The 13,751-nt window shown below is 39.0% G+C and carries 8 protein-coding genes and 1 other annotated feature; all 8 genes read left to right on the top strand.

What is annotated here, in order from left to right:
• Window positions 1–114: 114 nt before the first annotated feature.
• The 8 genes from ACTQX6_RS04235 to ACTQX6_RS04270 all read left to right on the top strand — a co-directional run bounded on the left by ACTQX6_RS04235 (window position 115) and on the right by ACTQX6_RS04270 (window position 13,742).
• Window positions 115–7,122, top strand: coding sequence for a Cna B-type domain-containing protein (locus ACTQX6_RS04235; protein ID WP_294686897.1), 7,008 nt, complete (start codon window positions 115–117; stop codon window positions 7,120–7,122).
• Window positions 7,123–7,266: 144 nt separating this feature from the next.
• On the top strand, window positions 7,267–7,446 hold the full coding sequence (rpsU, locus tag ACTQX6_RS04240; RefSeq protein ID WP_016318853.1) for a 30S ribosomal protein S21: 180 nt from the start codon (window positions 7,267–7,269) through the stop codon (window positions 7,444–7,446).
• A gap of 41 nt (window positions 7,447–7,487) precedes the next feature.
• The gene (locus tag ACTQX6_RS04245) at window positions 7,488–8,438 is read left to right on the top strand and encodes a PhoH family protein (protein ID WP_294686891.1); all 951 of its coding nucleotides are present in this window, start codon (window positions 7,488–7,490) and stop codon (window positions 8,436–8,438) included.
• A gap of 46 nt (window positions 8,439–8,484) precedes the next feature.
• Complete coding sequence (locus tag ACTQX6_RS04250) at window positions 8,485–9,210, top strand: YebC/PmpR family DNA-binding transcriptional regulator (protein WP_027968955.1); 726 nt, start codon at window positions 8,485–8,487, stop codon at window positions 9,208–9,210.
• Window positions 9,206–9,395: a binding site (T-box leader), on the top strand. (Overlaps the previous gene by 5 nt.)
• Window positions 9,396–9,434: 39 nt before the next feature.
• On the top strand, window positions 9,435–10,745 hold the full coding sequence (gene hisS / locus ACTQX6_RS04255) for a histidine--tRNA ligase (protein WP_117445330.1): 1,311 nt from the start codon (window positions 9,435–9,437) through the stop codon (window positions 10,743–10,745).
• The gene (gene aspS / locus ACTQX6_RS04260) at window positions 10,742–12,499 is read left to right on the top strand and encodes an aspartate--tRNA ligase (RefSeq protein ID WP_294686889.1); all 1,758 of its coding nucleotides are present in this window, start codon (window positions 10,742–10,744) and stop codon (window positions 12,497–12,499) included. The genes hisS and aspS overlap by 4 nt, the downstream gene beginning before the upstream one ends.
• Before the next feature lie 519 nt (window positions 12,500–13,018).
• The gene (locus tag ACTQX6_RS04265; RefSeq protein WP_168964523.1) at window positions 13,019–13,168 is read left to right on the top strand and encodes a hypothetical protein; all 150 of its coding nucleotides are present in this window, start codon (window positions 13,019–13,021) and stop codon (window positions 13,166–13,168) included.
• Window positions 13,161–13,742 (top strand): hydrolase, encoded by a 582-nt coding sequence (locus ACTQX6_RS04270; RefSeq protein WP_117445332.1) that lies wholly within the window; start codon window positions 13,161–13,163, stop codon window positions 13,740–13,742. Before ACTQX6_RS04265 ends, ACTQX6_RS04270 begins: the two co-directional genes overlap by 8 nt.
• Window positions 13,743–13,751: the final 9 nt, after the last annotated feature.

Raw genomic sequence — 13,751 nt, forward strand, 5'->3', positions numbered from 1 at the left:
ATTGTTCCTATTAAATATATAGGCTTATATGCATATGTATGCTACTATGTAAATAGGATTATTCAATATTTTATTGACCATAATATAAAAATATTCATTAAAGGGAGAAAGAGTATGAAACGTTTTAAGAAATTATCCACTACATTTTTGACAACTGTACTACTGGCCTGTAATACAATCACCAGTCCGGGGTTTAACGTATGGGCACAGGAAGAAAAGATTCCTATAGACAATCCATCGGATGTTGACAAATCCATCGAAGAACCGGTTGAAGAAACAATTGTTCCAGAAGAGCCAGCACTAGAAGAACCGGTGATCAATGAGCCGAGTCAAAATCATGAAGTTTCAATACCACAAACCACCGCAGAAGAACCAGTTGAACAAGAACAATTTCCTTCTTTTGAAAAGTCCATCGATATGAAAGATGGACCAACGGTAAAAGTAAATGCACCAGAAGGTGCATTTCCACGGGGGATACAAGTGGATATCCAAAAAGTAGATGTCGATACGATTTATGATCTTCTACATGCACAGGATGAAACCATCAAAAAGGAAGAGATAATCGCGCTTGATTTTGATTTTTATACTGAGAACTTACATCATATAGAACCGAAACAAAAGATATCCATTACCCTGCAAAATCTGGATCTATCCAAAGATACAAAAGCCACTTTGTATCATTTGCCAGATAAAAATGCCAAGCCTGAAAAAAAAGAACTTGCAACGTTCGATACCAATAAAAAACTAATTACATTTGAAAGTTCTTCTTTCAGTATTTACGCTTTGATAGTATCTCTTACAGAAACAAGCGAGACTATCCAGCCGGAAACTGTAGTTACGCCGGAAGAACAGCCGGCAGAAGAAACGGAGGATCCCTCTACATCTACAGATCTTTATGATTCTTCCATCAATTTAGCGCCCGGTACCAGTGATGCTTATTATGGTGGTGAAATCATAACAGTCTATGACAACATTTCTATATCCGGAAACAATACCGTGGTACCCGAAGGCGCTTATACCATTGTCTCCTTACCAAAGGCATCGTTTCAAAAACCAAGAGAAAGTGAAGTTTCCACGTCCTTTGACAATTTTAAGAGTCTGGAAATCAAAGAAACAGATACCGATTATCAGATCATCTTAACGTATAAGACTTTATATGGCGGCTACAATGGAGGAACACCTATTCGTGTAAATCTTTTACCGGGACAAGTTATCAATAATTCACAACATACAATCACCCAACAGTTCTTTAATAAAGATGGTAAAAAATTGACACAGGACAGTACCCAGATCATTAAGGCAAAGGCCACAATCGAAACTTTACAAAAGAAAGATTATGAAGCAACACAATTGATTAAAGAAGTGGATTCTGATTTTGTGATTAAAGAAGGTACGTATGTGGATTTTATAGCTTATTACTACAGTGTTAATTCGAATAAAAATGATCCACGAGATAGACGCCTATATGCGAAGATTCCCGAAGGAACCAAGGTGAAAGAAAATACGGGCTGGACGTATGAGCCAGAAACAAATCGATATTATAGAGATATTCCTAGAGATAAGTTTAATGATGGCTATGATTATACTCTAAGAAGATATAATACATATTATCGAACAATTACCTTGGATCTGGGAGGCATTGATTTATCCAGTTATGATGCCTCCAACAAGTCAAAAGAATTTAGAGTCGATTTTAGTATACAGCCGGTTGTCGATGGTATCGTCCAAAATGATTTAGGACCAAATACTGGTTACTACAGTAAACCTTATTATGTCTTAAAAGAAATACCCAAACCACAAGGTGCCTCGCCTAGCTGGGATATTGCGAAATATGAAAAAATCATTGATAAAGATTATCAACCAATTGATGGGTCAACTTATCCAATAGATTTTACTTATAAGTATACGACTATTTCCTATAATAAGGATTATTTGTATACACATCGTATGCGCTATACTTTAAAAAATATCAATGTCTGGTCTTTATCAAATGCCAATAGAGAAGATGAAAGTATTCGCGAATTGACCATCAGAGATTCCAGGGTGGATATTAGTCCTTATGTAGAACCGCATCAAATTCGTTTAATGGTGATAGGTTTAAATGAGGAGGATGCGAAATGGATGAAGGAACAATTAACTGGAACAAAAGCGTATGGAATTACTTCATCCGGACAAAAGGTGCTGATCAGTGATCATGTACCGATCCATATAGATCGTTCCTATAATGATTCTTTTGATGGTGAAGACTGGCAGACACTTTCAAACACAGAGAATTATACAAAAGTAGAATTTGTTTATCCCAATGGCGGAGTGACCTTAAAAGGAAAAGATCAAATCGAACGCTGCAAGTATGCCATTTATTCGGATGTCATTGGCCGTGTAAAAGAATCTACCTACCAAACCTTAAAAGAAAAAATCGATGCACACCAAGAGGCATTGTTGGGAGACACCACTGAGTATGCGAATACCTCGATTACAACCAGATACTATAAGTTTGCCGGTGATACCGAGCTTACTTCCCAAGAGGATACTCGTCAATATGCCTGGACCACTGATTTTATTCGCATGCAAATAGAAAAAATTATCAGATATAATAGACTATCTATCACAAATGGAAGCCAGTTTTTTACCAACGATACAATTTCTACAAGTGAGAGGTATAGGCATTCTAGAATCGGAAATTTTTCTGAAGCAACAGAGCCGAAAAATTTAAATGTTTATTATTTAGTCCCGGATGGACTAGAACCCATAAAAAATACAAATACTTTTGAAAGTATCGAAGTCATTCGTGGATATAGAGATGGCATGAATTTAGTTATCGCCAAGCCAAAATCCATAACGATTCCTAAGCTAGATGGATCGTTGAGTCGAGATACGGATAATTGGCTCTATTTGGACTTTACCGTCACGACTCGACTGGATATTGGAAACTATACCATATATTCTTGTATGTCTTATGATAATAATAAGATTGGTGTAGATCCTAACGGTAATCAATATGGGATTCTACAAGATTCTTCACCAAGTGGGGTGTGGAGTACGATTTTAAAAGATGCCAACAATCGACCGGATGATAATACTCGCTTTACAAATTTCAACGCTTCTACCTTTAAGATCTATCCGCCGAAAGTATTATCGGCAATCAAGGAAGTAAAGCTGACTTCGGAACCGGATTCCAAATATGCTTCCTCTCTTGGCAGCAAGGCAACGATTGGGGATCAAATTGATTATCGCTGGGTACTAAAGAATAACTCCAATGCACCGATCGATCAGCTGGAGATTCTTGATATCTTACCGGATAAGGGGGATCATGCGATCGTTCATAACGATGCCGGTGAGTATCCGGCTCGTGGTTCTTCATTTACAACGCCACTTCTTTCCATAGAGGACAATAGTAAATTTGATTATTATTATTCAACGGATCCGGTTAAACAAACCACACAGGAAAACTATAAGGCCAACTGGTCCAGTTCGGTTGATGATATGAGCAAGGTCACGATGATCAAGGCTGTCCTAAAGAAAGGACAAACGATACCGGTGGGAGAAAATGCGTATATCGTTACGCACAATCAGATTGTCAATGATCCTAAGATTCAGGATGGAGACAAGGCGTATAACTCCTTTGCGTATACTTTGAATGAGGGAACATCTTTTATGGAAGCCTTGCGAACCGAAGTGCAGGTAACGTATCCAAAACGAGATGTATTGGTAGAAAAAGTCAACATGGAAGATGATTCGTATAAATTATTTGGGGCCACTTTTAATCTATACGAAGAAGGTACCGGAGAAAACGGATCGGATAAGCTGATTTTGTCGTATGTGGTAACAAATCATGATGGTATTGCCACCTTCCCGAATCTATTAGTGGGGAAAGAATATTATCTACAGGAAACAAAGGCACCATCGGGTTATGTGAAAACAGATACGAAAACCTATTTTACGGTCAAACCACCGATCAACGATACGGATGTACAGAAAATTTTGATTCAAAATGATGTGCCGAGAACTACTATGCACCTTCAAAAAGAATGGATCGGACCGCAAAATACGCAGGAAGTCACGATTCATATATTGGCTAACGAGAAGGATACAGGTCAAACGGTCGTCTTAAAGGCAGTCGATGATTGGAAAACAAGTGTTGAAAATTTGCCGGTCAATGATAAAAACGGAAATCCTATCGCCTATTCTATTCAAGAGGATGCCGGGAAAAACTATTCTTCATCCATCCGTGGTGATATGGAAAGTGGTTTTGTCATTACGAATACAAATACAGAGAAACGGGATGTTTCGGTTTCTAAAACGTGGATAGGGCCAAAACAGGACTCTGTACAGGTCACACTTATCAAAGATGGAACGCCAACGGATCAAACATTGACCTTACAGGAAGCAAATGAATGGAAGTCTTCGTTCGAGGATTTGATCAAATACGATCCAACGGATGGTCATGAAATTGTATATACGGTTCAAGAAAATGAAATTTCCGACTATTCTTTACAAATGACCGGTGACATGGATAATGGATTTGTCCTGACAAATACGAATACAGAGACTTTATCCATTTCGGTTACCAAGTCGTGGATTGGTCCGGTACAGTCACAGGCACAGATAACTCTTGTAAAAGATGGAGCACTAACCGAACAAACACTGACTTTGAATCAAGAAAATGGCTGGAAAGCTTCTTTTGATAATCTGGCAAAATATGATGCTACGGATGGTCATAAGATTGAATATACGATTCAGGAAGCGCCGGTTGAAAACTATACTTCTAAAATTACGGGGTCTATGGAAGATGGCTTTACGGTTACGAATACTAATACAGAAACGGTAAGTATTCCGGTCGAGAAACATTGGATTGGGCCTATGACAGATTCTGTTGACATTACATTGGTCAAAGATGAAGAAGATACAGAAAATACTTTGGTGCTGAATGCACAGAATGAATGGAAAGATTCCTTTGAGAATTTACCGAAATACGATGAAAAAGATGGTCACCTGATTGACTATAAAATCAAGGAAACAGCTGTTAAAGACTATACATCCAAGATCACAGGCGATGCACTAAATGGATTTGTAGTGACGAATACGAATGTGCATGCGATCTCTATCCCGGTTCAAAAAGTATGGGTTGGGCCGGCCTTAGATTCAATTGAAGTCTCTTTGCTGCGTGATGAACAGGAAACGGGGCAAGTATTAACTTTGACCAAAGATCAGGAATGGAAGTCAAGTTTTAATAATCTTTTGGAATTTGATCCATCCGATGGACATCGGTATGTGTATTCTTTAAAGGAAGCAGATGTTCCTGGCTATAAAAGTTTGATTACGGGTACGCAGGATACGGGCTTTACAATCACAAATACTATTACCGGAAAAGTATCTGTCGGCATCACAAAACAATGGATCGGAAAAGCAGCGGACTCGGTAACGGTAGATTTGATGAATGGAGATCAAAAAGTCGATTCGATAGAATTGTCTGCATCCAATCATTGGCAGTACACCTTTACCAATTTGGAACAGTATGATGAAAACGGACAGCCTATATCATATACAATCTCTGAGGTTAATCTGGATGGTTATGTATCAAAGATTACCGGAAATATGAATACCGGTTTTGTGATTACCAACACAAATACGGAAACAGTGGATATTCCGGTGGAAAAATCTTGGATCGGTCCTGAAGGAAAACAGGCCGAGGTCAACCTTTATAAAGACGGAATTGATCAGATCGCATCCCTGGTTTTATCAGAATCGAATCAATGGACCTCTACATTCACGGATCTTCCGGTCTATGATTCCAACGATGGACATAAAATTATGTATGCGATCAAAGAAACACCAATCGATGGCTATCAGTCTGAAATCACAGGTGATGCAAAATCGGGTTATCGTATCGTCAATACGAATATAGAAACACTTTCGGTTTCCGTTAAGAAACAATGGATCGGACCGGCTCAGGCCAAGGCTACATTTACACTGTATCAGGATGGCAAGAAAACAAATCAAACCCTGGTACTAAGCAAACAAGATCAATGGCAGGGATCTTTCACAGATCTTGCGAAATACGATCATAACGATGGGCATGCCTATGTATATACGATCGAAGAAACACAACTGCCTGATTATGATTCCAAAGTCGAAGGAAATATGAAGGATGGCTTTACCGTTACGAACACGAATACGGAAGCGGTAAATGTCCCGGTAGAGAAAAAGTGGATTGGACCGGCAGCTTCCAAGGTGGATATCCTTCTGGTTAAAGATGGAATTGAAACGGATCGGAAATTGACACTAAATGAATGGAATCATTGGAAAGGTGCTTTTAACGATCTTACAAAATATGACTCTAAAGATGGTCATGAAATACAGTATGCGATCAAAGAAATACCGATTGCCGACTATTCTTCAGATATCAAACAAACAACAGATGGTTATGTTGTGACAAATACAAACATGAAGACGCGCTCGATTTCAGTCGAAAAGAGATGGATCGGTCCAAAAGCTGACCAGGTCATGGTTGCTTTATATGCCGATGGAAAAGATACGGGTCAATCTCTGACATTAAGTGAGGAGAATGAATGGAAAGTTGTGTTTGATGGTTTAAGTCAATATGATTCAGAGGATGGTCATGAAATCAGTTATTCTATACAAGAAAAGGAATTGCCAAATTATACTGTATCCATAGAAGGTGATATGGTAAGTGGATTTGTACTGACAAACACAAACGTGTCAAAAAGAAATATTACCGTATCTAAAAAATGGATTGGGCAGGAAGGAAAATCAGCCACGATTTACTTAAAACAAGATGGCCAAAGGGTACAGACTGTCAGGTTGACTCAAGAATGTGGCTGGCAATATGAATTCAAAGATCTTGTGATGTATGATGTAAAGGATGGACATGCGATATCCTATGAAATCGAAGAGGAAGAACAACCAGGTTATACATCTAAGATTACCGGAAACATGGAAGATGGATTTATTGCTACGAATACACAAATTACATCCGATTCGAAATCAAAGGGTTCTACGCCAACCGGTGAATCCTTTGACGGCACTTCTATGATCGTTCTGGCCATAACCAGTGTTGTCATGTTGATTGCGCTTTGGATTGTAAAACGAAAAGGACTTTAAAAGTGAAGATGGCAGGATGTATTCTGCCGTCTTTGCTTTTATTTTATGCACTTTATGTACCTAAAGTTTTTATAAAACAGTTGAAATGAAAAAGGGAGTTTGCTATAATTCCTTTGGTTGTTGCTCAGGAAGGGAGGTTATCAAATGCCAAAGGTAGTTCTTAAAGAGAACGAACAGCTTGATGATGCATTAAGAAGATTCAAGCGTCAGGTATCTCGAAACGGCACCCTTGCTGAGGCCCGAAAAAGAGAATTTTACGTAAAACCAGGTGTGCGCAGAAAGTTAAAATCTGAAGCTGCACGTAAAGCACGTAGAGGAAAATAAGAATCTGCATTATGCAGATTTTTTTATATTAGGAGAAGCATATGGCATTTAAAACGATCGATTTATCAAATTATGATGTAAACGCAATACAGATCTTTGTAGGAAATCAGGATGTACACCTGCAGGTGCTCCGTAAAGCTTTTAAAACGGACTTTATCCTTCGAGATCAGCAGCTCAAGTTTGATTCAGAACAATTTGATGAGATTCAACAAGTAGTTTCTACCTGTTTTGATTTAATCGAATCCAAGCATAAGTTAAATGAACAAGATGTAAACTATCTTTGTCGTTTGGCAAAGAATCATCAGCTAGATCAATTTGATCTCAGTCATTTACAGCCGATCGCGAAGACCAAGTCCGGTAAGTTGATCTATCCAAAGACTTTAGGACAGGCTATCTTATGTGATGCGTTTACTCATAACGATATTATTTTTGCTTCCGGTGTGGCCGGTACCGGTAAAACCTATCTGGCGGTCTGTTATGCGGTTATGCAGCTCAAGAAAGAAGAAGTGGAAAAGATTATTCTGACTAGACCTGCCGTAGAAGCCGGAGAATCACTTGGTTTCTTGCCAGGGGATATGAAGGATAAGGTCGATCCGTATCTTCGTCCTTTATACGATGCTTTATATGATATGTTAGGTGTGGAAACCGTAGAACGATTCATGGAAAAACAAGTCATCGAAGTGGCGCCATTGGCCTTTATGCGTGGACGAACATTGAATAAAGCTGTCGTAATCTTAGATGAAGCACAAAATACGACACAGGCACAGATGAAGATGTTTTTGACGCGTATGGGTCAAAATGCACAAATGATCATCAACGGAGATGTCACACAGATCGATTTGATTCGAAAAGAGCAGTCGGGACTTGTACAGGCTACACAAATCTTAAAGGGAATCGATCGTATTGCCTTTGTACAGATGAGTGCGGATGATGTTGTGCGACATCCGCTTGTACAAAAGATCATTGAACGATATGAGACAATTGAAAATTAAAAGTCTTTAGGCTATACTAGAAAGGTATTTGAGGTGAAAAAAAACTATGGGAAGACATTTTGAAGTTCGTGCTGCTGCCATGCAGAAAACAGCGAACCAGAAAGCTAAGATCTATTCAAGATATTCAAAAGAAATTTTGGTAGCTGCCAAAAACGGGGATCCAAACCCGGATATGAACCAGACTTTAAAGAAAGCCATTGAACGTGCAAAAGCGAATAACGTTCCGGCTGATGTTATCAAACGTGCGATCGATAAGGCTAAATCCAGTGCCGATGAAAACTATTCGAGCGCCCGTTATGAAGGCTTTGGTTCCGGTGGCGGAAGTACCATTATCATTGATTGTTTGACGGATAATCCTAATCGTACGATTGCAAACCTTCGTGCCTGCTTCAACAAAAGCCATGCGAAATTAGGCGTTGGTGGATCTGTAAGCTTTGGGTATGAACATTTAGGTGTTATCGTAATTCAGTACGATGATGAAGAAGCAATGATGGATTGTCTGATCAGTAAAGATATCGATCTAAAAGAAATTGAAATTGAAGATGGATATATGACAATTACAGTTGATCCGACACAGTTGGATGATGCCAAAGAAGCTGTGGAAGAATTGATTCCGGGTGTTAAGTTTGAAGTCCTGGAAAATAAGATGGTTCCAAACGAAACAGTTTCTTTAGAAGGAGAAGATTTGGATTTGTTCAAACGCCTTGTGACATTGTTGGATGATGTAGATGATGTACAGAACGTATATCATAATGTAGATAATTTAAACTAATTCGTTGAAGAAGAGAAATCTGTAAAACAGATGTAGAGAAGATCTGGCTGGTGAAAAGATCGGATGGGTTACAGATGGGACACTTTGGAGAAATCAGTGAAAAGCTGATCGTTGGTCGCGTTAAGACATAAGTGCATACACTTTGTGTATGAAGTAAGGTGGTACCGCGTGAAAACGTCCTTATATAAGGGCGTTTTTTATTTTATAGAAAGAAAGGTGAAACTATGTCGTACCAGATACCAAGAGGATGTCAGGATATTCTTCCTGAACAAAGCTATGCCTGGCAAAGCTTAGAGAGAACATTAAGAGAATTCTGTTATTTGTATAACTATGATGAGATTCGTACACCAATTTTTGAACACACGAATGTATTTAAAAGAGAAAATGATTCCAGTGATATGGTCAATAAGGAAATGTACACCTTCAAACTGGAGAACTCAAAAACTTCGTTAACGATTCGTCCGGAAGGAACTGCCGGTGTCGTTCGTTCCTTTGTCGAAAATAAGATGTATGCCAATCCGGATCTTCCTGTTAAGTTATATTATATGGGCCCAATGGCAAGACATGAACGCCCGCAAAAGGGAAGACTTCGTATCTTTAATCAGTTTGGCGTAGAATGTCTGGGAAATAAAAGTCCTTATACGGATGTAGAAACCATTGCTTTGGCATTTTCTATTTTAAAGGCTTTAGGCTTACAGGACTTAAAGGTTTGTTTGAATACTTTAGGCGATGATGATTCCAGAGCTAATTACCGACAGGCATTAAAAGATTATTTTGCACCCTACAAAGAGGAATTATGCTCGGATTGTAAACGTCGTTATGAACAAAATCCTTTGCGTATTTTAGACTGTAAGGTGGATAAAGACAAAGAGTGCATGAAACATGTACCAAAAATGAAAGATTACTTAAACGAGGAAAGTAAGACTTATTTTGATACAGTTTGTTCATTGTTGGATGAACTGGAGATTCCCTATGAAATTGATGATCAGCTGGTACGTGGTTTAGACTACTATACACACACCGTATTTGAGATCGTTTCTTTAAATAAAGAAATGGGCGCACAATCCACTGTTTTGGCCGGTGGCCGCTATGATGGTTTAATTCCATATTTTGGCGGACCGGAAGCCATGAGCGGTATCGGATGGGCCTTGGGAATGGAACGTCTATTGATTGCTTTGGAAGCAGAAGGAATCGAACTAGGCCAAAAACCGGATCTAGATGTCTTTGTGATGTGTCTGGATGAAGAGGCCAGAACGTATGCTTTTAAAGCCCTAACAGAGCTAAGAGCCTATGGATATCGATGTGAAATGGATATGTTAGGACGTGGTTTTAAGGGGCAGTTTAAGGCAGCGGATCGAAGTCATGCACAATTTGCTTTGTTGTTGGGAAATAAGGAAGCACAGGATCAGACAATCACGATCAAAAACCTGAAAGAGAAAACGCAGGAAACAATTGCACGTGAAGCGTTGATTGGCTATGTGGATGCCCACATGGAAGAAGAACATGAACATCATCATCAGGAGGAAGAGGAATGAAACGAACACATTCAAACGGAGAACTTCGACTAAGCCATGTTGGTCAGCACGTGGATTTAGTCGGATGGGTTTCTAAAAAAAGAAACTTCGGACAGTTAAATTTTATCGATTTGCGGGATCGCAGTGGAATTTGCCAACTGCTTTTTGATGAAACATTCAGTGAGACTTTAAAAAATGTGCGTAACGAATATGTATTATCGGTTTCCGGAACGGTCGTAGAACGAAAGGATAAGAATCCGGATTTGGCTACCGGAGATATTGAAGTGCAGGTTGATCAAGTAACGGTTGTCAATGAGGCAAAAACGACGCCTTTGATCATTGCCGACGAAACCGATGCTTTAGAAGATACACGCTTAGAGTATCGTTATTTGGATCTAAGACGTCCGATTATGCAAAAGAAATTGATGATGCGTCATCAGATTACACGAAGTATGCGTGATTACTTAGACAACCATGCCTTTATTGAAATCGAAACACCAATGCTTGGAAAAAGTACACCGGAAGGAGCTCGTGACTATTTAGTGCCAAGCCGCGTACATCCGGGAAGCTTCTATGCATTACCACAATCACCGCAGCTTTATAAACAGCTTTTAATGATCAGTGGCTTTGAGCGCTATTATCAGTTTGCGCGTTGTTTTCGTGATGAAGATTTAAGAGCCGATCGTCAGACCGACTTTACACAGGTTGATATTGAAACCAGCTTCTTAACCGAAAACGAAATTTTGACCATGATGGAAGAAATGATGAAGAAGCTGATGAAGGAAGTCAAAGGCTTGGATATTGAAACGCCATTCCTACGTCTGACTTATAAAGAGGCAATGAATCGTTATGGTAGCGATAAACCAGACAATCGATTTGGATTGGAATTACAGGAAATCACATCTATTTTTGAACATACAGAATTTGGTGTCTTTAAATCAGTTGTCGAAGCCAAAGGAAGTATCAAAGCCATTGTTATACCAGATTTTGCCCATATCACCAGAAAACAAATCGATGCCTTTACTAACCTTGCGAAAAAGAACGGAGCCAAAGGGCTTGTAGTCTTAAAGGCCGTGGATCAGGATTTGACCGGTTCGGCTCGTAAATTCTTATCAGATGACGAAGTAAAAGCATTATACGAAACTTTAAATCTAAAGGATCAGGATTGTGTATTTATCGTTAGTGATACATGGTCTAGAACTTGTAATGTTCTTGGTGCCCTGCGTAATGAAATTGGTATACAGCTTGGATTAAAGAAAAAGAATGAATTTTCATTCTTGTGGGTTACGGAATTTCCAATGTTTGAATATTCAGAAGAGTTAGGGCGTTATCAGGCACTTCATCATCCATTTACACAGCCAATGGAAGAAGATATTTCCTTACTGGATACCGATATTGAAGCGGTTCGTGCCAATGCGTATGATATCGTTTTAAATGGATATGAATTGGGCGGAGGAAGTCTTCGTATCTACGATAATAAGCTGCAGGAGAAAATCTTTGAGTTGTTAGGCTTTAGTGATCAACAGATCAAAGATAAATTCGGCTTCTTTATCGATGCCTTCCAATATGGTACACCACCACATGGAGGATTGGCCTTTGGTTTGGATCGTATTGCCATGATTTTAACAGAAAGTGATTCGATTCGTGATGTTATCGCATTCCCGAAAAATGCCAATGCAAAATGTCCGATGTCCAAAGCACCGACACCGGTTGATCGGGCACAGTTAAAAGAGTTGCACATTCAGATTACAGAAAAAGAGAAAGTCGAAGACTAATTTTCAATTCAGGGACACAACCATGAAATGCATGGTAAGTGTCCTTTTATTGTTTATTTCTTGTAGAGCAAATGTTATTGCATATATAAGATAAACGATTGTTTTTGATTTTTACAAAATCCGTTTCCTTAAGAATGAAATGTATATTCGATTCACTTGGTAGTTCAACTATAAAAACAATCATTTTTGTCGGCAAAAAAGGAATAAACATAGCTATTCTAAAATGTCAAGACTTGCTTTATTTGTCAAAGTCGGCTATGATGAAACTGCCCAAGGACAACGCATTTTTCCTACACTTTGAGATAAGGGAGACCGGACGTTGTTATTTTGTGTTGAAGACCCGCTACGAGTGGGGATCCTAAGACTTAACACAGGTCACCCACCTGTACACACAGGGAAAGATCTCAGCTCCTTGGGACTTTTTTATAAAACAAGGGATAGATTAAATACAGGGGACTATATGACATAAATGATGTCGAATTATGATTTATACTGAAATCATAGAAAGAAGGTATATTCATGAGTGAAATTTTTACCTGTATGATGATCGATCCCTATTTTTGTATCTTAGCCATCCTGCAGTTCGTATCCTGGATTGGCTTTGGAGCAGCTACGATATGGGGCATACATAAAGTATTGTTTGATAGAAAAGATGAGTGTTATGAATAGAAAAGAAGAATTTATTGAAACTTATAAAAAATATATTCAACGGGATGGATCCCAAGAGTTTTTAGACTATTTATGCAGCGCAAAATCTGATTTTTTCACAGCGCCGGCCAGTACTCGCTTTCATGGCAATTATCCCGGCGGCCTGGTCGATCATAGCCTGCACGTATTTAGCTGTTTAAAAGATTATTTAAGCCGAAACCGGGTCAAAGACGTTTATGGTATGGAGTATAGTGATGAATCGATTGCGATTGTCAGCTTGCTTCATGATGTCTGCAAGATCAATGTCTATAAAGAAAGCGTTCGCAATAAAAAAGTCAATGGGGAATGGGTACAGGTTCCTTTCTATGAATTTGATGACAAGATGCCTTACGGTCATGGTGAAAAAAGCGTATATATGATCACGCCATTTATGAAACTGTCCCGGGAAGAAGCCTTTGCGATTCGATATCATATGGGCTTTTCCAATGACGATCCGGCTAAAAATGTCGGCTATACCTTTGAGCATTTTCCATTGGCCTTTGCCTTGAGTACGGCGGATATGGAAGCTACGTATTTCTGTGATGAACAACAATAAGAAAACCGG

Origin of the sequence: Faecalicoccus sp. LCP19S3_E2 (assembly GCF_052121255.1) — a bacterium.
Classification (GTDB): domain Bacteria; phylum Bacillota_I; class Bacilli_A; order Erysipelotrichales; family Erysipelotrichaceae; genus Faecalicoccus.